Consider the following 23454-nt stretch of genomic DNA (forward strand, 5'->3'; position numbering starts at 1 on the left):
CCCACCCACAGCATCACCCCGACCGCGCCCAACACCAGCACGATCACCAGGGTAATCAGCCATGAGCGCTGTAAAATACGCTTGCGCGCGGTGTTGAACGCCTCTTCAGCGGTTTCGCCAAACCGCAGCTTGTCCTGCTGCTGGTGGTTGTAGGCCTGGACGGTTTTGATCTGCCCCAACGCCTCCGCGACATAACTGCCGACGTCGGCGATCCGGTCCTGGCTCAAGCGTGACAGGCTGCGTACACGTCGACCAAAGATCAGGATCGGTGCCACCACCAGCGGCAAGGCTACGACGACGATGCTGGTGAGCTTAGGGTTGGTGAAGAACAATAAAACGATGCCGCCGATCACCATCAGTACGTTGCGCAAGAACAACGACAACGATGAGCCAATCACTGACTGCAACAGCGTGGTGTCAGTGGTCAGCCGCGATTGGATTTCCGAGCTGCGATTATTTTCATAGAACCCAGGGTGCAGATTGATCAGATGGTTGAACACCTGTTTGCGCATGTCGGCAACTACCCGTTCACCAATCCATGACACCAGATAGAACCGCGCAAATGTACCGATCGCGAGACCAACCACCAAGATCATGAAGAAGCCAATCGATCGGTTAAGCAGCGCCGGTGACTGGGTCAAGAAGCCTTGGTCGACCATCAGCTTGATGCCCTGCCCCATGGACAACGTAATTCCCGCTGTGACGATCAGCGCCAGTAAAGCGCCCATGGCTTGCCAGCGATAAGGAGCAATGAAACCCATCGTCAGACGGACGGCGTTGCGTTGGCGACTGGATAAAACTGAAACCATGAAAAAGACCTGCCTGCCGAAGACGTAAACCCGAGAGCCTACACCTGTGGGCGCAGCGAATCGCGGGATTACTCTCATGCCCTCCCGAAATAAAAGCCCATTTAAAGTCGCCGACGGTTTTTATTACCACGCAGAACGGACCTTAGGCCGTATCGATCTAAAGCCTTACTGGCGATTGTTGAGCATTTCTGGTCGACTTGGTAGGCCGTTGAATGCGCGCAGAGGGAATGTCATAGCGCAGTCATACAACGGGATTAGCTTAAGCGCACAACCTGATGAGGAGACAGGCCATGAGCTTGCAAAACAGCACCAATCACGTACCGGTCGTTCGAACCACACCAAAGCTGGCTGTTGGCGGCGCTATTCTCGACAAAGACGGACACGAAATACTGATCACCGAAGAAATGGTGCAGACCGCGTGTCAGGAATGCGACAAAAACTGGGTCAAACCCGAAAAACAAGATTGATGCTGTATTGAAGAATTTTTGAACCCGGCGTTGATGCCGGGTTTTTTCTGCCTGGTATTCCAGAATCGGCACCCGCCTCGGTGTATTGAGTGGGCAACCGTCCACTTAAACGATTGTCGCCCCGAGCGCCGTGATCAACTGCCGCAACGGTTCGGACTCGCCATTGATCTGCACTAACAAACTATCGATTTCGCGACGCGGCGGATAATGCTTGCGCAACGCATCGAACGCCAAACGCTGGGTGGCGGCATCGCCCACTAAACTACGACGGAAGTTTGCATCGTCTCGGCGCGGGTCATAGACGCCACGGCACACCATTGCCAAGGCCCACGTCGGGTCGCAGTTGGCGTTCAGGGTGACTTGCGTCAGCCAGGGCTGCGGTAGCAGTTCCTGCAAACTGATGCTTGGCGTGTGCTCAAAGTGGGCACAAAAGGCGTCATAGATTTGCGCGGTTCCACGTTGACGGCCATCGAGGCTGTAACCCGCAATATGAGGCGTCGCCAACACACACAAATCTGCCAGCGCCACATCAACGTGGGGCTCGCCTTCCCACACATCGAGTACGGCTTGCAGGTCTTCGCGTTGCAACAACACTTCACGCAACGCCGTGTTGTCCACAACCGCACCGCGGCTGGCGTTGATTAACCACGCACCCGACTTAAGCTGATTGAGGCGATCCCGGTCAAACAGGTGCCAGGTGCGCAAATCACCGGTCTTAGTGAGCGGTGTGTGCAGACTGATCACGTCGCACTGATCGATTATCTGCTCAAGGCTGACAAAATCCCCGCCTTCTGCCGCCTGACGGGGTGGGTCACACACCAGCACTTTCCAGCCAAGGCCACGCAGAACGTTAACCAGTCGCCCACCCACTTGACCCGCACCGACTACGCCATAAGTACGCTGGGTCAGCTCAACCCCTTCAATTTCGGCCAAGGTCAACAGGCTGCCCAGCACGTAATCAACCACCCCACGGGCGTTGCAACCTGGGGCGCTGGACCAGTGGATTCCAGCCTCTTGGAAGAAGTCCAGGTCCAGGTGATCGGTGCCTATGGTGCAGGTCCCGACAAAGCGCACCGAACTCCCCTCCAGCATTGCCTTAGTAACGTTAGTCACTGAGCGCACCAGCAACACATCGGCATCCGCCACAGCAGCTCGATCAATGGAGCGTCCCGGCAAACGTTGGATGTCACCGTATTGAGCAAAAAAGGCATCAAGCAGCGGAATATTTTCGTCGGCAACAATGCGCATGATTAGGCTCCATGGGGTCGGCGGCAGTGTAGGAACAGCCAACCATCCTGCATGGGATCAACCGCCGACACAACTTGGATTCCTGACCCAAGCGTCAAGCGGGTAGAATACTCGGCTTTCTGCGCCCGCTTTAGACTGGACTGACCGTGAATTCTGCTACGACGCCTGTCACCCCACACCTTCCACTCCCGCTGAACCGTCCGGCCCGCGTGCGCCAAGAGCTGCGCACATTGATGGCATTGGCATTGCCAATCATCATCGCGCAACTGGCGTATACCGCCATGGGTTTTGTCGATGCCGTGATGGCAGGCAGTGTAGGCCCCCGGGACTTGGCCGCCGTCGCGTTGGGCAATTCGATCTGGGTGCCGATTTATCTACTGATGACCGGCATATTGCTGGCGACCACCCCAAAAGTCGCGCAGCGGCACGGTGCCGGGCAAACCACAGAGATTGGTTCCGTGGTGCGCCAGGCACTGTGGCTGGCTGCAGCGGTTGGAATAATCGCCGCGTTGCTGCTGTTGAACGCTGAACCGGTGCTGCACATCATGAAGGTGGATCCGGTGTTGATCGAACCCTGCATGGGGTATTTGAGAGGTATCGCCTGTGGCATGCCGGCGACGGCGTTGTTTTATGTATTGCGTTGCCTCAGCGACGGCCTTGGTCGAACCCGGCCAAGTATGGTGCTGGGCTTGTGCGGCCTGGCGTTGAACATTCCACTCAATTACGTATTGATCTATGGCCATTTCGGCATGCCAGCGTTGGGCGGCGTGGGGTGTGGATGGGCAACTGCAATCGTCATGTGGTGCATCTTTTTAGGTATGTTCACGTGGGTACGACGCGCTCCGGTCTATAAACCCAGCGCTGTGTTCCGCCACTTTGAATGGCCACAATGGGCGGTCATCAAACGCCTGATGGACATTGGCCTGCCCATTGGGATCGCGGTGTTCGCCGAGTCCAGCATCTTTGCGGTCATTGCATTGCTGATCGGCAGCCTGGGGTCGAACGTGGTGGCCGGGCACCAAATAGCCCTGAACTTCAGCTCGCTAGTGTTCATGATCCCGTTTTCGCTGGGCATGGCCGTGACTGTGCGCGTCGGCCAGGCCTTAGGCGCCAATGCCCCACGGGAAGCACGTTTTAGCGCGGGAGTCGGGATGGCAACTGCATTGTTCTATGCCTGTTTCTCGGCAAGCCTGATGTTGCTGCTGCGCGAGCACATCGCCAAGATCTACACCGCAGACCCGCTGGTGATCCAAATGGCGGCGTCATTGATTGTGTTTGCGGCGCTGTTCCAGTTTTCCGATGCGATCCAGGTGACGGCTGCTGGCGCGCTGCGCGGTTATCAGGACACGCGGGTGACGATGATGCTGACGTTGTTCGCGTACTGGGGCATTGGCTTGCCAGTGGGCTACACCTTGGGCCTGACCAACCTGCTCGGCCCCGCCAGCGGACCCAGCGGGTTGTGGCAAGGGCTGATTGTCGGCCTGACCTGCGCGGCATTGATGCTGACCCTGCGCCTGGTCAGCAGTGCGCGCAAAAGGATTCGGATCCAGGTTCTGTAATTGAATGGACTCGCCCAAGCCGAGGCGTCTGTGCGCCACGGTGGCATTCTTATAGAAGCCAACGACAGCGAGGGCGAGGCCATGAAAAAGCATACGACGATTAACCAGTCTTTGTCAGCCGATGTATCGGCATGCACAACCGTTGCGGTAGATCTTGCCAAGAGGGTCTTTCAGGTGGCTAGGGAGGATGTCCTCAGCCAGGTGATATACGAGGATCGAATCAAGTCACGCGACGCCTTCCAGGTATTTCTTCATAAGCTACCGGCAAGCGTGACGGTATTGGTAGAGACCGGGCCAGGCGCTCAGGCATGGGCGCGACTGCTGCAAGCGCAGGGTAATCCAGTGCGTATTCTGCCGGCCCAGCTGGTTGCCACTCATACGCCGACGCACTGCCCTAGGCAATCAGATGCGCGGTTTACTGCTGGAGCACGGTGTGGCCATGGCGCAGGGTGAAATCGCCCTCAGTCAGCTCGTGCCTCGGATACTGGAAGACGCCACCCAGCCACTGCCCGATCTGCTGCGCGAACTGATCGCCGAGCTACTGGGCGAATGGAGTCAACTAGGCGAACGTGTCAACGTGCTCACCGGTCGGCTGGAAACGGCGGCGAAAAATAATGAGACGGCGAAGCGGCTGATGACCGTGCGCGGTGTCGGGCCGATCATCGCCACGGCGCTGCTGGCCAAGCAGACCGAGCCTGAACGCTTCGCCAACGCTCGGCCATGAGGCCTTACTGTAATCGGCATACCGCGAGTTCACCCAATGTTGGCCAGAAGCCGCTCAAAGCTTCCTCGAACAGGCCTGATACATAGATGCAACCGGGTAGCAGTGTTCAAAAAGCAGGTTGAAAGTGGGGGCGAGTCCATACATAGGAGCGCGCTTGTCCGCGATCGGTCCGGGGTCGTGCTCGACCAAAGCAGTCGTAAAATCAGCAGACTCGTTTTTTCAGTGGGAACTGGATTGGGCATTTAGGACCGCTTCGCGGTCCATCGCGGGCAAGCGCGCTCCTACAGTTGTTTGGTGGTTCGTCTAAAACCAAAACCAGGATTTTGCGGGCGGCGCGGCTCTGTTTGGTTTTTTTCAGTTGGTGATTGTTGAGTTTTATGGCGGGCGAGTGCCGGATGTCACAATCAACTCAAAAACGGCAGCACTTCAGCCAACAGTAGTTCTGGCGCTTCTTCAGCGATGTAGTGCCCAGCGGCCAAGGGTTTACCGCGCACATTGGTCGCCACTTGCCGCCATTCTTTGAGCGGGTCAAAGCAACGACCGACGATCCCCTCCTCGCCCCACAGCACCAGCAACGGCAGTTGTAGCTGATTGCCTGCCGCGATGTCGGCACGGTCGGCCTCAAGATCGATGCTGGCGCTGGCGCGATAGTCTTCGCAGATGCCACGGGCGGCTCCTGGCAATCTCAGGCAGCGCAGGTATTCGCTGAATGCTTCGTCGGTGAACGGCGTCATGCCCGCGCTACGGCCACCCATGACACTGCGCAGGTACTGTTCGGGGTCGGCTTCGATCAAGGTTTCGGGCAACGGCGCTGGGCGAATCAGGAAAAACCAATGCCAATAGGCGCGGGCAAAGGCTTCGGTGGTTTGGTTGTACATCGACAAGGTCGGCGCGATGTCTAGCAGCACCATGCGCTTTACGCTTTGTGGATGATCAAGCGCCAATCGGTGGGCAACTCTGGCACCCCGGTCGTGGGCTAATACCGAAAAAGTCGAAAAGCCCAACTCATGCATTAACGCTACGTTATCGCGGCCCATCTCGCGCTTGGAGTAAAGGCTGTGGTCGGCATCGGCCAGCGGTTTACTGCTGTCGCCATAACCGCGAAGGTCGGCTGCGACCACGGTGAACTGTTTGGCCAGAGCCTGTACGACTTTGTGCCAGATCACGTGGGTTTGCGGATGGCCATGCAACAGCAGCAGGGCCGGCCCCGAGCCGCCGATGCGGTAGGCGATCTCTACGCCGTTGACTTGGCGCACATGCTTTTCGAATCCGACGAACATGGATGTCTCCTTATGGCTGTTACAGACATCCTAGATCCTTGAGCGTTTACGACAAGGGGTAAAACGTGGCGCCCTCGTTCATGAAGTGTGTTTGCTCAAACACTCCAATTGCGAATTGGACCCAATAATTCACCCGAAATTGGATATTCGAACCCGTCGCCCACGGCGGTAATGTAATCCCCAGCCAAATAGGGCGATAACTTTTGGAGACAACGCGATGAACAGTCGAATTCAATGGGGAAAAGTGGTACCCGAAGCTTACAAGGCATTGATGGCGCTCGAACAAGCAGTGGGTAAGTCTGGCCTGGAAAGTTCGTTGCTGGAACTAATTCGCCTGCGCGCCTCACAGCTCAACGGCTGCGCGTACTGCGTGAACATGCACGCCAACGACGCACGCAAAGCCGGTGAAACTGAAGCGCGCCTGCAAACGCTCTGCGTCTGGGAAGAGACGACGCTGTTCACGCCCCGTGAACGCGCCGCACTGGCGTGGGTTGAAAGCCTGACAGCGTTATCAATTCAGCACGCACCGCAAGATCAATACCAAGCCCTGCTGGAGCATTTCAGCGAAGCCGAGGTGGTTAACCTGACGCTGGCAATCGCCACCATCAATGCCTGGAACCGTTTTGGCGTTGGCTTCGCGATGACCCCGCAGTAAGCACTACGGCTCAGGCTTTAAGCCTGTGGCCACCCACCGCCACACCTAACAGCATGACGGCAATGCACAGAAACGCCAGATCAAGGCTGCTGGCGTGGGCGACAAAACCGATTGCGGCCGGGCCTGCCAGAATCCCACCGTAAGCCAGTGTGGTAACAGCGGGAACGGCGAGGTTTTCCGGCATGACGGTTTGCCGCCCGATAGCGCTGTAAAGCACCGGCACAATATTGGAACAGCCCGCCCCCACTAGGGCGTAGCCCAGCAGCGTTGCTTCCCAGGCTGGGACGAGGGTTGCCAAAGTCAAGCCGGCTGAGGCACACAGGCCGCCGAGAACGATTATTCGATTGGCGCCTACACGACGCACGATGGCGTCGCCAAACAGACGTCCGATGGTCATGGTCAGGGCGAATACTGCATAGCCGAGGCCCGCATAAGCAGGATCAACGTTGCGCATCGAACTTAGGTACACCGCGCTCCAATCCAGCATGGCGCCCTCGGTCAGGAACACCGTCATGCACAGCAGGCCGATAAACAGCACGATGCCGTGCGGCATGACGAATGCCGGTCCCGTGCTTTTGCTGCCGTAAGTGAGAAAGTGCGGCGAGGCTTTAACCAATGCAATGGCAACGATCGCCACGACTGCCCACATCGCAATTAACGGTGTAGCGCCAACACTGAGCATGCCAGTGACGACACCCGCACCGATGATCCCCCCGAGGCTGAACAAGCCATGAAAGCCCGACATCATGGTCTTACCACTGGCGCGTTCGACGATGATCGCTTGAATATTCACCGTGCAGTCCAGCGCACCCATGCTTGCGCCAAACACAAACAACACCGCAATCAGCAGCGGCAGGCTTGAGAGCGTCGCCAATAATGGCAGGCACAGACAAATCACGATGCTGGAAACGACCAATACGATGCGGCAGCCAAAACGCCCGGCGAGTATTCCCGCCAGCGGCATGGCGATGATCGAACCGACGCCCAGACACAACAGCAGCAGGCCGAGGGTGCCGTCGTTCAAACCAACGCGAGCTTTGGCATAGGGCACCAACGGCGCCCATGCGGCGATACTGAAACCGGCAATAAAGAAGGCGATACGGGTGCAGAGCTGCTCTCGCCGGGCAGTGATAGCCGGCGCAGCCGTGTTGATGGAAGTCATGCAACGTCCTTCGAAACGTCAGGCGGTTTGGGCCAGACAATCGAAGTAGCCTAACAAAGCTGACCGTTTAACCAAATGTTTTGCGTCGCCTTCAAGTACATCCAGCGAGAAAAGCCATTCAGCATTACGCCACCCAAGGCGACTTGCGGATGATTTCAACGAAGTTCATCGGTTTGAATGTCGGATCGATATCCACCAGCACGTCAGCGTTCACCGTGCCGAATGTAGTATCGGGCTTGTCCTTGAAGCCATTGGCGAACGCACACAGTATGCATTCCTTGAAACCTTCACCACGTGGGTGCGCATGCACCACTGCTTCGCGCTGAACGGTGGGGAACGCTGCGTATTCGATGCCCAACACGTCCATCTCAACACCTGCTGTCACCAACGACACGTTCGGACGCAGATGGTGTACAACGTTCGGCGTGGTGTGCAGGGCAATCGATAACCAGACCTGTTCCATGTCGCCTTCCGACAACCCAAACGGCTTCATAAAGGCACGCGCGGCGTTGGCGCTGTCTACTTCAAAACGCTCGTCGTCACTGCGGTGACCTTCGACCAAACCGAGGTCGTGAAACATGGCGCCGACGTACAGCTGTTCCGCGTCGTACTTGAGACCTTTGCGTTCCCCGCTCAGTGCGCCGAACAGAAAAACCCGGCGGGAGTGGTGATACAGCAAGTCAGGTTCGTTATCACGGATGTACTCAGTGGTGGCCTTGGCCAGAGCGCTGTCAGGGATTTTGATACCGGCGATGGTGTTGGACATGATGGCGTTCCTCAGGCTATCGCACCTGTATGGCGCGGCTGAAACAAGTCTGTGCCTGGGAGGTATTCGCCACAATCGGCACGAGGTTACGTTATCTGCCAAACGTCCGTCATATCCTGCCACGAGGGATCGGCTAGACTGTGCGCCGCTTATGCCCCGGCTAAAACCGCGTGTTGCGCGTAAAACCACTCGAATAAAAATTGAAAAGACGTGAGGAAGTTGTGTCAAAAGGCATTGTGCTGTCGGTTCTGGCCTCGTTCCTGTTCGCGGTCATGTATTTCTATACCTCCTTGCTCAAGCCCCTGAGCGGTGAAGAAATCTTCGGCTGGCGCATGCTGCTGACAGTGCCCTGCGCGACGCTGTTCATGCTGTCCAGCGGCGATTGGCGGCTGGTTAAAGAAATTGCAAAGCGCCTGCGGCATTCACCCGTGTTGCTGATCAGCATGCTGTTCTCATCGTTTTTGCTCGGCGTGCAGCTGTGGCTGTTCATGTGGGCCCCCTTGCATGGCCGCAGCATGGACGTGTCGCTGGGCTACTTTCTGTTGCCGCTGACGATGATCATCACCGGCCGGATTGCCTACGGCGAGCACCTGTCACGCCTACAAACAATCGCCGCCTGTTGCGCAGTGGTCGGCGTCCTCAACGAGCTGTATCGCGTGGGGAGCTTTTCTTGGGAAACCCTACTGGTGGCCTTGGGATATCCGATTTATTTCATCCTGCGGCGCCGGCTCGGCACCGATAACCTCGGCGGTCTGTGGTGTGACATGGCCCTGATGCTCCCGGTCAGCCTGTGGTTCATCGTCAACGGCGACCCCAGCGCCCTCGCCCGCTCTCCAGCTTTGTATGGGCTGATTCCTATACTGGGCATGATCAGCGCGTCGGCGCTGTGCAGCTACATCATCGCCAGCCGCTTGTTACCCTTCAGCCTGTTCGGTCTGCTGAGCTACGTAGAGCCGGTGTTGCTGGTGGGCGTGGCTTTGTTGCTGGGCGAAAGCATCCATCGCGATGAATGGATGACCTATCTACCGATCTGGTTCGCGGTGCTGGTGCTGGTATTCGAAGGCAGCAAACACTTGCTCGCACAGCGCCGCAGGAACCTCAATCAGTAGGCGCTGCCGGAGGCTGCGGTTGCGTTATTAACGGACCGCAAATCGCTCCAGTTGCATCTCTTGTAATCGGCTCAACGTCCGTCGAAACGCGAAGGCCAGATAGCCTTCGGTGTACAGCGCTTCGAGTGACACTCCTGCTTCGACATACAACGGCACCCGGCGGTCGTAACATTCGTCGACCAAGGCGATGAAGCGCCGAACGCCGTCGTCGTGCACCGACAATTGCGGCAACTCACGATCACCAGCGGTCACTTGTTCAACGGCGTCCTCGGTGCCACGGGCAATTTTTCCTTCGCGCTGCTTGGCGCTCAACGGCGGTACTTCACTGAGCAAAATCGTTGAAAACCGATCGCACAAGTCGATGAAGTCCATAGCCGCTAGCGGCTGCTCGCACAGATCGGCGTAGCGACACCACAGGACTTTATCGCTGTGGCGGACGACATTGAGGCTGCGATGACCGACTACAATTGCCTCGCTAGATGACGGCTGGCCCGCATTCAGTTGCTCAAAGACACCGTCCAACACGCTCGCGCTGCCCGATTGACTGACCCAATAGCGCTGATGTAACTGGCCGGGATGCAGTCGATGATCTTCGCCGCCATCGACTGCCACCACCGCCATGCAACGATTAATCGCTACGATAGCGGGCGCGAATCGTTCACGGTTATGGCCATTGGCGTACAGCTGCTCGGGAGGCTGGTTAGAGGTGCACACCAACACCACCCCCTCCTGAAACATCACCTGCAACAAGCTGCCAAGAATGATCGCGTCGCCAATATCGTTGACGAACAGTTCATCGAAACACAGCACCCGCACATCCTTACTCAGCTCCCGGGCCAGGGCCTGCAAGGGATTGGCGGTACCAGTCAGTTGAAACAGGCGCATGTGAACCCAGCGCATGAAGTGATGAAAATGTTGACGCCGCGCCGGCACGCTCAGGCTCTCGTAAAAGCGGTCCATCAACCATGTTTTACCGCGCCCCACCGGGCCCCATAAATACACGCCTTTGATCGGCAGCCGATGCTTGCCTTCATGCAGCGCCAGGAAACATTCCTGCAAACGCTGCGCGGCATTCAATTGTGCAGCGTCAGGGGCGAACCCTTGCTGGTCGATGGCCTGTTGATAGGCGTCCAGGGGAGAAGCAGCATTCATCGCAAAGGTTACCGGCTGGCACAAAGCCGGCATTTTCACACACATTGCGCCAGGTTTTGAACATGACGACCCGTGTACTGGCCGAGCCGCCGTCAATTCCGTAACATCCGCGACCTCATTTACAGTCGCTTCTTGGGCCGATACTGCAGGCCCCCTTTAGGTTCGTCATGAAATCAAAACGTCTGCGCGCCGATGCCTTAGCCGGACTTACCACCTCCTTCGCATTGCTGCCAGAGTGCATCGCGTTTGCTTTGGTGGCCCACCTTAATCCGCTGATGGGCTTATACGGGGCCTTCATCATCTGCACGTTAACCGCTCTGTTCGGGGGGCGGCCGGGAATGATCTCCGGTGCTGCTGGTTCAATGGCCGTGGTAATTGTTGCGCTGGTGGTCCAGCACGGTGTGCAGTATTTGCTCGCCACTGTGCTGCTGGGCGGCTTGCTCATGATCGCTTTCGGCCTGCTTCGGCTGGGCAAACTGGTGCGTATGGTGCCGCACCCGGTGATGCTTGGCTTCGTCAACGGCTTGGCGATCATCATCGCCTTGGCCCAGTTGGAACAATTCAAGGTCGGCGAAGCGTGGCTGAGTGGAGCGGCGCTTTACCTGATGGTTGGGCTGGTGGTACTCACCATGGCCATCGTCTACATACTGCCGCGTCTGACCCGCGCCGTACCGCCAGCACTGGTTGCGATTCTGGGTGTCGGTCTGGCCGTCTATCTGCTGGGCCTACCGACCCGCACCCTTGCAGACATGGCGCATATCGCCGGCGGCTTGCCCGATTTTGCGCTGCCGCAGGTACCCTGGAGTCTCGAAAGCCTGCGCATCGTGGCGCCCTATGCCGTATTGATGGCCTTGGTCGGCATTCTGGAGACCCTGCTGACGCTGAACCTGACCGACGAGATCACCGAGAGCCGCGGTTACCCGGATCGCGAATGCGTGGCGTTGGGGGCGGCCAACATGGTCTCCGGTCTGTTTGGCGGCATGGGTGGCTGCGCCATGATCGGTCAAACCGTGATCAACCTCAGTTCCAGCGGCCGCGGGCGATTCTCCGGCGTGGTGGCTGGGGTGATGATTCTGCTGTTCGTTCTGTTTCTTTCACCGCTGATCGAGCACATCCCGCTTGCTGCATTGGTCGGCGTGATGTTTGTGGTGTCGCAGCAAACCTTCGCCTGGGCGTCGTTGCGCGTGCTCAATAAGGTGCCGTTGAACGACGTGATGGTGATCGTCGCAGTGACCGCCATCACGGTGTTCACCGACCTCGCCACCGCTGTGCTGTGCGGAATCGTCATTGCTGCGCTCAACTTTGCCTGGCAGCAGGCCCGGGAACTCTACGCCGACAGTCATCTGGAAGCTGACGGCAGTAAACTTTATCACCTGCACGGCACGCTGTTCTTCGCCTCGACCACGCCGTTTCTCAACCAGTTCGACCCCGCAAACGACCCCGCTCAAGTGACCTTGAACTGCCGCCATCTACGCTTCGTCGACTACTCGGCCATAGCCGCTTTAAATACGTTGCGTGAGCGATACCAGAAGGCCGGCAAGCATTTACGCGTGCTGCATTTATCCGAACGTTGCAAGAAACTGCTAAAACGCGCCCGAGCGCACCATGAATGAATTCAATGCTGATACCGGACCGTCACTTAACCTATGAATTTTTCATGCCATTGGCCAACAGAACAGGCAGTGTAGAGCGAAGATAAGCAATCAAGGTCTTTACGCAGATATTCCCCTCCAGACGAGCGGGATAAACAGCATGCAGGCCCGTGCATTCGAAATGATAGTGGGGCAAAACCCTTACGATCCTGCCGTCTCGAAGTGCCTCTGCTGCTATAAAGGCTGGTACGCAGCCTATACCCATACCTGAACATACCGCCGGCAAAATTGCATCACTGGTATTGAGTTGAAATGAAGACGGAGGGATATAGATATTGACAGGTCCATAGGGCCCCTCAAACTCCCAAGTGTCTAGTGTTGAAATAGCATCGTCCAACGGTCTCAAACATTCATGACTGATCAGGTCTTCCGGCACTATCGGATAACCTCGGCGATTTAAATAGTCCGGCGAGGCGCAAAGAACGGAATAACTTGCACCAATATTCTTCGACACCAAGTGCGGGTTGTGATCCGGCGCTACGATACCTATAGAGATATCAACGTCCTCGACCATCAAATCAGGAACACGATTTTCCAGAGACAAGTCGAACGTCACGGCGGGATAGGCAAGACGATAACCTGCTATGGCCGGCACTATGTATCGCTTGCCAATTTCATTTATAGAGTGAACGCGTAGATGCCCTTCGGGGAGGATATTGCTGTCTGTGACTATTTGAACAGCCTCATCAACACCAGCAATAATTCTCTGACAGCGAATAAAAAAATCTGACCCGGCGTTGGTCAGCGAAACCTGCCGCGTGGTTCTATTCAATAGAAGCGCATTCAAATGACTTTCCAGACGGGACACGCTGCGAGAGACCACGGGCACCGAAAAATTCAACTCAGTGGCTGCCGCAGTAAAACTATGGTGTCGAGCGACGGTCACAAAAATTCGCATGTGATCTATCAGGTTCACGCTGTCTCCTTAGCTCAGGGACAAATAAAGTCATCACATTGGCGTGAAGTGGTTAAGACTGAACGTAGAAATGTGAATAGGATCGGCGTTGCGGTGCAGGGAACGTAAACGGAAGAATTATTGTGCCGTACCCAGCGACTTTACCAAGCTGAGACGAATTGGATAATGGACACTGTTGATAGCGGGTATTGGCAAATACGACGTGGGGGTAACCCAATTGAAGGAGTCGCACCATACCTCCCGGGTATCGAATCAGAGCTAAGCGATATTGGACCCCAGGATTTACGCAGCGCAATCTTGTACGAACCATAGTTTCAAAAAGACCGAGCCATTGGTCGAAACACAACAACAAGAGAGGCCACACGATGCAGACCCAACTGTTGAGTGCCCGCAGCCAGGTGTTCAATCACGCTGACCCCTATGCTGTGTCGGATTACGTCAATCAGCACGTGGGAACTCACTGCATCCAGTTGCCCAGAACCGGCTCTCCCGAAGCCAGTATCAATCACCGAAAGTTTTCCAGTCTCGATCTGTGCCGTCTTAGCTACGGGGGCAGCGTACGGGTGACCTCCGCCGCGCTGGAAAACGTTTATCACCTACAAATCCTTCTGTCGGGCCACTGTCGTTCAGTATGCAGGGGCACCGAGCATTTCTATTTACCCGGCGAAATTCTTCTGATCAACCCCGACGATCCAGTCGATCTGACCTATTCCGAAGACTGCGAAAAGTTCATCGTCAAGCTGCCCATTGGCGTGTTCGACAGCACCTGTGCAGAGCAGCGCTGGACGCTACCTGCCGACGGCATTCGCTTTGCTTCCACCCAGCACGATATCAACGGGATCCTGAACCTGTTGACCCTTGTTTGTGACGAAGCTGAAACACCTGGCTCGCTGCTACAAGTCCAGGAACGCTATGAGCGCATCCTGGGCAGCAAACTGCTGAGCCTATTGCACAACAACGTGGACCGGGTGTCGGTACAAGAGCATATGTCCAGCTTCGAACACCTCATCCATTACATTGAGGAACACCTGACCGAAGACATCGATATTGTCCGCCTGATGCGCGTGGCAATTGTCAGTGAGCGCTCGCTGTATACCTTGTTCGAACGTCACGCGGGGACATCGCCCAAGGACTATGTACGCCAGCGTAAGCTTGAGCGTGTTCACACAGTGCTGTGTAACAGTAGCCATGCGTGCCGCAGCGTCACCGAAGTAGCAATGGATTATGGCTTTTTGCATTTGGGCCGTTTCGCCGAAAGTTACCGTCAGCGTTTCGGCGAATTGCCATCCACTACCTTCAAGCGATCTCGTTGCGTTGCGAGGAGTCATTTGCAGTAACTGGATATTCATTCGCAGGTAGCGGCTATTGCATGGGGTGCCGACTTCTTAATCTGGACTCGCCTGATTCACCTTGAGTGACTCAACTGAATAAAAAAGCGAGGGTCCAACCCCATGAACGTCACGCTCGATCGCCTTGCCCGTCAGTTATCCGAATCCGTCCAGGAAGATCCCGCAAAGGGCATTTTCCGCTGCCGCCGGGACATTTTTACCGATCCGGATCTGTTCGAACTGGAGATGAAACACATCTTCGAAGGCAACTGGGTATTCCTGGCCCACGAAAGCCAATTGCCCGAAAACAATGATTACTTCACCACCTGGATCGGCCGCCAGCCGGTGGTCCTTACCCGTGATAAACAGGGCCAGCTACACGGCCTGATCAACGCCTGCGCGCACCGTGGCGCAACCCTTTGCCGGCGCAAGCACGGTAACAAGGGCTCGTTCACCTGTCCGTTCCATGGCTGGACCTTCAGCAATGCGGGCAAGCTGCTTAAAGTGAAGGACGCTAAAACCGGCGGCTATCCCGAAAGCTTCGACTGCGACGGCTCACACGACCTGACGCGCTTGGCGCGTTTCGAAAACTATCGTGGCTTTCTGTTTGGCAGCCTCAACGCTGAGGTCGTGCCCCTTGCCGATTACCTGGGTGAGACTCGGATCATCATTGATCAGATCGTCGATCAAGCCCCCGAAGGGCTGGAAATCCTGCGCGGCAGCTCGACCTACTGCTATGACGGCAACTGGAAACTGCAGACCGAGAACGGCGCCGACGGTTATCACGTCAGCTCGGTGCACTGGAATTACTCTGCGACCATGCAGCGCCGCAACTACGAAGCCGAGGGCACCCGCACTGTGGACGCCAACGGTTGGTCGAAAAGCATCGGCGGCTTCTACGCCTATGAGTACGGCCACCTGTTGCTATGGACCCAGTTGCTCAACCCGCAAGTGCGGCCAATTTACGCACACCGAGACGAGTTGGCGGCACGTCTGGGCGAGACCAAGGCTGACATCATTGTGGGCCAGACACGTAACCTTGGTTTGTACCCCAACGCTTACCTGATGGACCAATTCTCCACCCAGATTCGGGTCATTCGACCCATCGCCGTGGATAAGACCGAAGTGTCCATTTATTGCTTTGCGCCCAAAGGCGAAAGCAGTGAAGAACGCGCGCTGAGGATCCGTCAGTACGAAGACTTCTTCAACGTCAGCGGCATGGGTACCCCGGACGATCTGGAGGAGTTCCGCGCCTGCCAAACCGGCTATCAGGGCCAGGCTTCACAGTGGAATGACCTTAGTCGTGGCGCCAGTCATTGGATCGAAGGCGCTGACGAAAACGCCAAGGCCATGGGCATGCAACCGTTGCTTAGCGGCATGAAAACCGAAGATGAAGGCTTGTTCGTTCGCCAGCACGCTTATTGGGCCTATGCCCTGCAAAAGGCTCTCGATATCGAGCGCTCGCATTTGATCGCTACTGATGGTGGGGAGACAGCATGAACCTTTCCCATGAACAGATCAGTGCTTTCCTTTACAAGGAAGCACGCCTGCTGGATGACCGTCAGTGGGACGAATGGCTGGAATGTTACGCCGCCAAAGCCGTGTTCTGGATGCCCGCCTGGGATGACGATGATCGTCTTACAGAAGATCCGCAGCGTGAGCTTTCGCTGATTTACTACCCCAGCCGGGACGGTTTGGAAGACCGCGTGTTTCGTATCAAAACCGAGCGCTCAAGCGCCAGCATGCCAGAACCGCGCACCGCACATTGCATCGCCAACCTGGAGGTGCTGCGAGTGGATGCCGAACGTATTGAACTGCGCTTCAACTGGCACACCCTGAGCCATCGCTACAAATCCACCGACAGTTACTTTGGCACCTCGTTCTATACCCTGGACGTGCGCGGTGAGCAGCCGCTGATCACGCACAAGAAGGTCGTGCTGAAGAACGACTACATCCATCAGGTCATCGACATCTATCACATCTAGGCCCGCTGCCCGAGGGCCTTGGTGCGACAGCCCCGCTGTCAGTCGCCGGTCGGCCCCGTTGCGCCCGCCATGAGGGAGACTCCGCTCATGAGCTACACCATTGCACTGAATTTCGAAGACGGGGTGACCCGCTTCATCGATTGTAAAGTCGGCGAAAAGGTACTCGATGCCGCCTTTCGCAACCGCATCAACTTGCCTATGGATTGCTCCGACGGTGTCTGTGGCACCTGCAAGTGCCGCTGCGATCAGGGCGAATATGATCTGGGCGACGATTTCATTGAGGACGCGCTGAGTGAAGATGAGGTGGAAAAACGTCTGGTGTTGACGTGTCAGATGATCCCAGGCTCCGATTGTGTGATCGCGGTGCCCGTAGCTTCGACCGTTTGCAAGACCGGAACCGTTCGGTTTGAAGCAACCCTGGCGTCAGTCGTCGCCCACGACGATGCGGCGCTGGAGGTCAGTTTCGACATCGCCCCCAACAGCGTCGCGCCCATCTTCCTGCCAGGCCAGTACGTCAATATTGCGGTGCCGGGCAGCGATCAGGTACGTGCCTACTCATTCAGTTCGGCGCCGGGGGCCAGTCGCTTCAGCTTCCTGATCAAGCGGGTACCAGGGGGACTCATGAGCGCTTGTCTGGACGGCGCCACGGTCGGCCAACGTTTCAGCCTGACCGGGCCGTTGGGCAGTTTTTATCTACGAGAAATCAAACGCCCGCTGTTGCTACTCGCTGGCGGCACAGGATTAGCCCCGTTTCTGTCGATGCTGGAAGTGCTGGCTGAGCGCGGTAGCCAACAGCCAGTGCATCTGATTTATGGCGTGAATCGGGACGTGGACCTGATCCTGGTGGATCGGCTGCAAGGGCTTGCATCCCAGTTGCCAAGTTTCACCTTTACCACGGTGGTGGGTGATGTCGAGTCCGCGCACCCACGCAAAGGCTACGTTACGCAGCACATGACGCCTGCGCATTTGAACGGAGGCGATGTGGACGTCTATGTCTGCGGCCCACCGCCAATGGTGGAAGCCGTGCGCCGTCACTTCGATGCCGAAGGCGTGGTGCCCTCAAGTTTTCTTTACGAGAAGTTCACCCCGACCAAAATCGTCACCCCCGACGAAGCCATTTGCGCCTGAGGAGTTCACCATGCGTCCCGACAGATTTACTGACAAAGTCGCCGTGATCACCGGTGCAGCCCAAGGCATTGGTCAACGAGTTGCTCAATGCCTCATGGCTGAAGGCGCCCGAGTGGTGGCCGTCGACCGCTCTGAACTGGTTCACGAGCTACAACATGAAGGCAGTGAATTGTTGACGCTGACGGCGGATCTTGAGCAGTACGGGGAGTGCCAGCGGGTAATGGCAGCGGCCGTTGAACGGTTTGGAAGGATCGATATCCTGGTCAACAATGTGGGCGGTACGATCTGGGCCAAGCCATTCGAGCACTACCAAGCCAACGAAATCATGTCCGAAGTGCAGCGTTCACTGTTTCCGACGTTGTGGTGCTGTCATGCCGTCTTGCCGCAGATGCTGGAGCAAGGCGGCGGCGCGATCGTCAATGTTTCATCGATTGCGACCCGCAGCCTCAACCGCGCGCCCTATGGCGCAGCCAAGGGTGGAGTCAACGCGTTGACCGCATGCCTGGCACTGGAAACTGCGGAACGCGGCATTCGGGTAAACGCCACCGCGCCGGGTGGAACCGAGGCGCCTCCTCGCAGGATTCCTCGCAACGCCAATCCGCAGAGCGACCAGGAAAAAATCTGGTATCAGCAGATTGTCGACCAGACACTCGACAGCACGCTGATGAAGCGCTATGGAACGATTAACGAACAAGTTAACGCGATCCTGTTCCTTGCCTCGGATGAGGCCTCCTACATCACGGGAGTAACTTTGCCGGTTGGGGGCGGGGATTTGGGGTGAGATCCAACTATCTCTTCCAGCGATACCCGCAATCACCATAATTTCCAGTTACGATTTTCGGGATCATTTAATCTGCCTGACCGTGATCCGCAGCAGTTCAGAAAGATAAAGTTGCCATTTACTTTGCTGCGGACCTTAAACCGAGAAACGATTAAAACCAAAGAGGTAGGCATGGAACCTGGAAGTTACCAACTTACGATGAGCGTCTTGATGACACCGGACAAAGCCAACTTCTCAGGAAATGTACACGGTGGCGCCTTACTAAAGTATTTGGACTCGGTCGCTTACGCCTGCGCTAAACGTTATGCAAGTCGATATGTAGTTACGCTGTCAGTAGACCAAGTTATTTTTCGTGAACCTATTTACGTCGGAGAATTAGTAACCTTCCTCGCGTCCGTCAACTATACCGGTCGAACGTCCATGGAAGTCGGTGTAAAAGTAATGACGGAAAATATTCATGAACGCTCAGTAAGGCATACCAATAGCTGTTATTTCACGATGGTCGCCGTAGATGACGACGGTAAACCGGTTCAGGTACGGTCGTTGGTACCTGATACAACCGTCGAAAAAAGACGATACGCACAAGCGCTTCAACGGAAGATACACCGTGCAGAACTGGAACAAAGGTACAACGCAATACGCGAGTCAAACACCCCGCTGGAATAATCCACCTTCAGGCACCTAATTCACTAGGGCTCAGCATCTAAAACGGCGAGCCAACTGCCACATAACCACCCACTCCCCGCTGAATCGCTCCAAAACGACACATTGCTGGTGCATCGGAGGCGCGGTCGTCCCGAGTTCAAAAACTGAATTTTTTTCACCAAAGCGCTCTAACTCGGTGCTATTCGCCCTCGACGCACCACAAAGCTGACCAGCAGTTCAACTTTGTGGCGCAGTTATTGCCTTATGCAGCTGTCCCCCAGCACTTTTCCGTCGTGGTTGTGCGTCCGCTCGTTTTACGTGGAGTTTCCCTATGCCTGTCTGGCGAAAAAGTATTCAGTGGCAACTCACCTTGAGCATGGGTGCAGCATTGGTGATCAGCAGCCTGATTGTTATCGCCATTTATGCCTTCGCCCTGAACCGGCTGACCGATCGCTACCTGCTGCAACAAGCCATGCCCGCCAGTGTCGAGGCGATCCGCAACGACCTTGAGCGACTGCTTACCTCGCCCCTCACCGCCGCCAGCGACATTGCCGACAACACGCTAGTCGAAGATTGGCTGAGTACCGGTGAAGACCCGGCACAACAAGCGACCTTCGTGCGCTACTTGGCCAACATTCAGCAGCAACACAAAGCGCTGACCACCTTTATTGTCGCCAAGGACAGCGGCCATTACTTCACCAATAAAGGCGCGGATCGCACGTTGCAGCCTGGTGCCAAGGAAAACAACTGGTTCTATGATTTCCTCGCCAGCGGCAAGCAGCGGGACCTGGAAATCGATATCGACCAAACCACCCGCGTTCCTACGCTGTTCATCAACCAAAGGATCGAAAGCAACGGCAAAGTAGTGGGCGTGGCAGGACTTGGTTTCAGCTTGAGTGCTTTGTCGGAGATGGTTCGTAACTTCCATTTCGGTGAGCACGGCCAAGTGTATCTGGTCAGCCCGGAGGGCAAGGTCAAGGTTCACCCCAACGCCGAGTTCAACGACCGCCAGTCACTAGAACAGTTGGTTGGCGCTGGACCCGCCAAGTCATTGCTAGGTGCGACGACCAGCAAAACTCCAGTTGAGTTTGAGCGTAATGGTCAGGCGTTCGTTGCCTTGGCGGAGCCGGTCGATTCATTGGGTTGGACCCTGGTCAGTGAGGTGCCTTTGGCAGAAGTCTACGGCCCGGCCAAAGACGCGTTGACGATCATCTCTGCTATCAGTCTGGCGGTGGTCCTGTGTTTCCTCGGCTTCGTGGCCTGGATAGCCCGTGGCATCGTCCGTCCGATTCGTCAGGTCACCACTGCGTTGATCGATATTGGCGGAGGCGATGGCGACCTGACTCGCCGTCTGGATGATCACCGTGAAAACGAACTGGGTGACTTGGCGCGCGGCTTCAACCGTTTCATCGAAAGCCTGCGTGAGTTGATCGGCGATGCGTTGCACACCAGCGAACAGCTGCGCCACAGCGTGGGCGACGTCAAGCGGGTGGTTGAAAGCACTGCTGCGCGGGCCGTGCAGCAACAGCAGATGACCGATATGGTCGCGACCGCGGTGCATGAGATGGGCCTGACCGTTCAGGAAATTGCCCGAAATGCTGGCGCCGCTGCGGACGTGTCACGTAATACTCAGAACGAAGCCGTGTCGGCCAAACGTATCGTTGGTCAATCAATCACCCACATTCAAGCGATGTCAGATGGTGTGGGCAGCGCAGCAGGTGCGGTCGAGGCGCTGGCTACCCGAATATCAAACATTGATCAGGTGTTGACGGTAATTCGGAGCATTTCCGAGCAGACCAACTTGCTGGCCCTCAACGCCGCCATTGAAGCGGCGCGTGCTGGCGAGATGGGCCGTGGTTTTGCCGTAGTTGCCGATGAAGTCCGCACCCTCGCCGGTCGCACGCAGAGCGCTACTGGCGAAATCCAACAGATGATTGGAGAACTCAAAGGCGGTGCCGATCAAGCCGTGGCCTCCATGCGCGCAGGTCAGGCAGCCACGGGGACCGGCGTCGAAGCCAGTCGCCGTACGGGTGATTCCCTGGACACGATTGCGGGGCACGTGGAAGAACTCACTGACCGCAATCACCAGGTCGCCGCCGCTACCGAGGAACAAAGCTCAGTGACCGAAGAGATCAACCGCAACGTCCAGGGCATTGCTGACTTGGCTCAATCTACGGCGAAGGATGTGCAGACCTGCCGTGAGGACTGCCTCAAACTCTCGGAAAAAGCTGAGCATCTCGCCTCACAAATGGCGCGGTTCAAGTTGTAAGCAAACAGCAAAAACCGAGACTGGTTGAATAAAGAATCACTGTAGGAGCTGCCGAAGGCTGCGATGTTTCAGGACCAATCGCAGCCTTCGGCAGCTCCTACAGTGATCATTTCAATATCAGCCCGGCAAAATATCAGCCGTCGACACCACCGTCGCATATTCACCGTGCAGGTTGCCCAGCGACATCGCGTGCACCTCTTCGGCGGTGCGCGGGTTACCGAAGAAGTCCGCCTGGTCGAAGGTGAAACAAGCGTCATGGGGCACCAGCACCTCGAACCCGAGGTTGCCGCCACTGCGCGCTGTCGACTCCACTGAGTTGTTCGTCACCACGCCAACAATCACTAGCTGGATAATCGAATCGGTGCGCAACCAACTTTCCAATGACGTCCCGCAAAATGCATCGGGTGTCTGCTTTTGCAACTCGCCTTCACCTTCTGCAGGTGCAAACTCCGGCTGATACTCGACGCCCGATTGCTCCGGCCAAAACACCGAGTCTGGCGATCGAGAAAAATGCCGAACGTGGATAACTGGCCGCTTCATCTCGCGCCAAGCTGCCAGCAGCTTGATTATCTGTATTTCTGCATTAGGGTTATTGCGCCGTCCCAACTTGGGATGATTGATGCCGTTCTGCATATCAATCAGCAACAGCGCTGCATTAGCTTGAATGTCCATCCGATTCCGTCCCGTCTAGATAGCACTGAAAAGTTGCGCCAGCTTCTGTTTTGCGAACTGCTCAATCACGAAGTCTACAAATACACGGGTCTTTCCGGGCAGCAGTTTATGCTCGCTGTAGTACAGCGAAATATTACCATCGTCGACGTACCACTCTGGCAACACACGCAACAATAAACCATCACGTAGATACGGCGCGGCAAACGGCATACTGACCAACGCCACACCCAAACCTTGTTCGGCAGCCGCGCAGGCGGCTTCTGAATCGCTCATGGTCATGCGCAGTTTCAAGTTCAACGGACACTGTTGCTGCGCACGATTAGTCAGCGGCCAGGAACGCACGCGCCCGGTCTGAGGCGAGCGGATTAATATTCCGTCGCAGCCTTGCAGATCCTCCGGATTAACCAACGGCGAATGTTCAGCCAAATACTCTGCCGATGCGACCAGCACTCGATGCGCAGGCGCGATTTTGCGTGCCACCACACCCTGGGGAAGATCGAATCCGCCGCCAATGGCTGCGTCGAAGCCTTGGCCAATCAAATCCACCTGGCGATTATCGAAGTGCCAGTCCGGGGTGATGGCCGGGAAGCGCCGGAGGAACTCCCCCAGCAAAGGCACGATGTACAAGCGTCCAAATACCGTACCCATGCTGACTTTCAAAGTGCCGGTGGGTTGACCTTCAGCACTGGCCAGATTAGCCACCGCGTTTTGAATGGTATTGAGGCTGGCACTGACTTCGCCGAGAAATCGTTGGCCCGCTTCCGTCAGGGTCAGACTTCGGGTACTACGCTGAAATAGCCTTACACCGAGACGCGCCTCCAGCTTTGCAACGCTCTTACCTACTGCGGCCGGCGTCAAACTCAAGCGGCGGGCAGCTTCAGCGAAGCTGCCGACTTCCGCACTTCGGACAAAACACTCGATGCTGCTGAAGTTATCCATGCCGTCACTCTAAACTTTTGGTTTACACAGACTATAGCGATTACCCGCTACTCAGGGGGCAATCAACTGCAGATACTGACCACCACACAAGACAAACCCCTTTGAACGTTCGAACTTCACACCTTTGGAGAACTGCATGTCCATTCAATCGAACCTCAGCAACAAAGTAGCGCTCATTCAAGGCGGCTCCCGTGGCATCGGCGCAGCC

At 56.4% G+C, this 23454-nt stretch carries 21 protein-coding genes and 1 pseudogene; 13 read left to right on the plus strand and 9 right to left on the minus strand.

Going from position 1 to position 23454, the window contains the following annotated elements; translation table 11 throughout:
* Positions 1-809: ABC transporter transmembrane domain-containing protein (locus tag M0974_RS04375; protein WP_297833290.1), on the minus strand; the 809-nt coding region annotated here is incomplete at its 3' end.
* 290 nt (positions 810-1099) lie between these two features.
* Here M0974_RS04375 and M0974_RS04380 point away from each other — a divergent pair.
* Positions 1100-1276, plus strand: a complete 177-nt coding sequence (locus M0974_RS04380) for a PA1571 family protein (protein WP_297833292.1) — start codon at positions 1100-1102, stop codon at positions 1274-1276.
* Between the two features lie 105 nt (positions 1277-1381).
* On the opposite strand, the gene pdxB is transcribed toward M0974_RS04380, so the two are convergent.
* Positions 1382-2524, minus strand: coding sequence for a 4-phosphoerythronate dehydrogenase PdxB (pdxB, locus tag M0974_RS04385; RefSeq protein ID WP_297833294.1), 1143 nt, complete (start codon positions 2522-2524; stop codon positions 1382-1384).
* A 146-nt stretch (positions 2525-2670) separates the two neighbouring features.
* Between pdxB and M0974_RS04390 the strand changes: the two genes are divergently transcribed.
* Both M0974_RS04390 and M0974_RS04395 read left to right on the plus strand, forming a co-directional pair.
* A complete protein-coding gene (locus M0974_RS04390; RefSeq protein ID WP_297833296.1) occupies positions 2671-4083 on the plus strand; it encodes an MATE family efflux transporter in 1413 nt (470 codons plus the stop codon).
* Between the two features lie 81 nt (positions 4084-4164).
* Positions 4165-4801, plus strand: a pseudogene (locus M0974_RS04395) (IS110 family transposase); the annotation flags it as partial.
* A 410-nt stretch (positions 4802-5211) separates the two neighbouring features.
* Here M0974_RS04395 and M0974_RS04400 read toward each other — a convergent pair.
* Positions 5212-6087: an alpha/beta hydrolase gene (locus tag M0974_RS04400; protein ID WP_297833298.1), complete on the minus strand. Its 876-nt coding sequence runs from the start codon at positions 6085-6087 to the stop codon at positions 5212-5214.
* 217 nt (positions 6088-6304) lie between these two features.
* Here M0974_RS04400 and M0974_RS04405 point away from each other — a divergent pair, with 217 nt between their 5' ends.
* Positions 6305-6742, plus strand: coding sequence for a carboxymuconolactone decarboxylase family protein (locus M0974_RS04405; protein ID WP_297833300.1), 438 nt, complete (start codon positions 6305-6307; stop codon positions 6740-6742).
* Between the two features lie 10 nt (positions 6743-6752).
* Here the strand turns inward: M0974_RS04405 and M0974_RS04410 are convergent, their stop codons facing one another.
* Positions 6753-7904, minus strand: coding sequence for an MFS transporter (locus M0974_RS04410; protein WP_297833301.1), 1152 nt, complete (start codon positions 7902-7904; stop codon positions 6753-6755).
* A gap of 124 nt (positions 7905-8028) precedes the next feature.
* The gene (locus M0974_RS04415; RefSeq protein WP_297833302.1) at positions 8029-8670 is read right to left on the minus strand and encodes an HD domain-containing protein; all 642 of its coding nucleotides are present in this window, start codon (positions 8668-8670) and stop codon (positions 8029-8031) included.
* Between the two features lie 221 nt (positions 8671-8891).
* Here M0974_RS04415 and rarD point away from each other — a divergent pair, with 221 nt between their 5' ends.
* The gene (gene rarD, locus M0974_RS04420) at positions 8892-9779 is read left to right on the plus strand and encodes an EamA family transporter RarD (protein WP_297833303.1); all 888 of its coding nucleotides are present in this window, start codon (positions 8892-8894) and stop codon (positions 9777-9779) included.
* Positions 9780-9806: 27 nt separating this feature from the next.
* On the opposite strand, the gene zapE is transcribed toward rarD, so the two are convergent.
* The gene (gene zapE / locus M0974_RS04425) at positions 9807-10931 is read right to left on the minus strand and encodes a cell division protein ZapE (RefSeq protein WP_297833304.1); all 1125 of its coding nucleotides are present in this window, start codon (positions 10929-10931) and stop codon (positions 9807-9809) included.
* A gap of 167 nt (positions 10932-11098) precedes the next feature.
* On the opposite strand from zapE, the gene M0974_RS04430 reads away from it, so the two are divergent.
* A complete protein-coding gene (locus tag M0974_RS04430; protein WP_297833305.1) occupies positions 11099-12544 on the plus strand; it encodes a SulP family inorganic anion transporter in 1446 nt (481 codons plus the stop codon).
* 31 nt (positions 12545-12575) lie between these two features.
* Here M0974_RS04430 and M0974_RS04435 read toward each other — a convergent pair whose 3' ends face one another.
* On the minus strand, positions 12576-13499 hold the full coding sequence (locus M0974_RS04435; protein ID WP_297833307.1) for a LysR family transcriptional regulator: 924 nt from the start codon (positions 13497-13499) through the stop codon (positions 12576-12578).
* Between the two features lie 365 nt (positions 13500-13864).
* Between M0974_RS04435 and M0974_RS04440 the strand changes: the two genes are divergently transcribed.
* The 7 genes from M0974_RS04440 (at position 13865) to M0974_RS04470 (ending at position 21635) form a co-directional block, all read left to right on the plus strand.
* Entirely contained in the window at positions 13865-14836 is a 972-nt protein-coding gene (locus tag M0974_RS04440; protein ID WP_297833309.1) for an AraC family transcriptional regulator, read from the plus strand.
* A gap of 114 nt (positions 14837-14950) precedes the next feature.
* The gene (locus tag M0974_RS04445) at positions 14951-16327 is read left to right on the plus strand and encodes a Rieske 2Fe-2S domain-containing protein (RefSeq protein ID WP_297833311.1); all 1377 of its coding nucleotides are present in this window, start codon (positions 14951-14953) and stop codon (positions 16325-16327) included.
* Positions 16324-16812, plus strand: a complete 489-nt coding sequence (gene benB, locus M0974_RS04450) for a benzoate 1,2-dioxygenase small subunit (RefSeq protein ID WP_297833313.1) — start codon at positions 16324-16326, stop codon at positions 16810-16812. Before M0974_RS04445 ends, benB begins: the two co-directional genes overlap by 4 nt.
* Positions 16813-16899: 87 nt before the next feature.
* Complete coding sequence (gene benC / locus M0974_RS04455; RefSeq protein WP_297833315.1) at positions 16900-17940, plus strand: benzoate 1,2-dioxygenase electron transfer component BenC; 1041 nt, start codon at positions 16900-16902, stop codon at positions 17938-17940.
* 10 nt (positions 17941-17950) lie between these two features.
* Positions 17951-18721 (plus strand): 1,6-dihydroxycyclohexa-2,4-diene-1-carboxylate dehydrogenase, encoded by a 771-nt coding sequence (locus M0974_RS04460; RefSeq protein WP_297833317.1) that lies wholly within the window; start codon positions 17951-17953, stop codon positions 18719-18721.
* A gap of 171 nt (positions 18722-18892) precedes the next feature.
* Entirely contained in the window at positions 18893-19387 is a 495-nt protein-coding gene (locus M0974_RS04465; protein ID WP_297833319.1) for an acyl-CoA thioesterase, read from the plus strand.
* A 310-nt stretch (positions 19388-19697) separates the two neighbouring features.
* Complete coding sequence (locus tag M0974_RS04470; RefSeq protein WP_297833321.1) at positions 19698-21635, plus strand: methyl-accepting chemotaxis protein; 1938 nt, start codon at positions 19698-19700, stop codon at positions 21633-21635.
* Between the two features lie 117 nt (positions 21636-21752).
* On the opposite strand, the gene M0974_RS04475 is transcribed toward M0974_RS04470, so the two are convergent.
* Together M0974_RS04475 and M0974_RS04480 are read right to left on the minus strand one after the other, a co-directional pair.
* A complete protein-coding gene (locus tag M0974_RS04475) occupies positions 21753-22307 on the minus strand; it encodes a cysteine hydrolase family protein (RefSeq protein WP_297833323.1) in 555 nt (184 codons plus the stop codon).
* 15 nt (positions 22308-22322) lie between these two features.
* A complete protein-coding gene (locus tag M0974_RS04480; protein ID WP_297833325.1) occupies positions 22323-23246 on the minus strand; it encodes a LysR family transcriptional regulator in 924 nt (307 codons plus the stop codon).
* Positions 23247-23454 lie beyond the last annotated feature (208 nt).

The organism is Pseudomonas sp. (assembly GCF_026224925.1).
In the GTDB taxonomy this organism is placed as follows: domain Bacteria; phylum Pseudomonadota; class Gammaproteobacteria; order Pseudomonadales; family Pseudomonadaceae; genus Aquipseudomonas.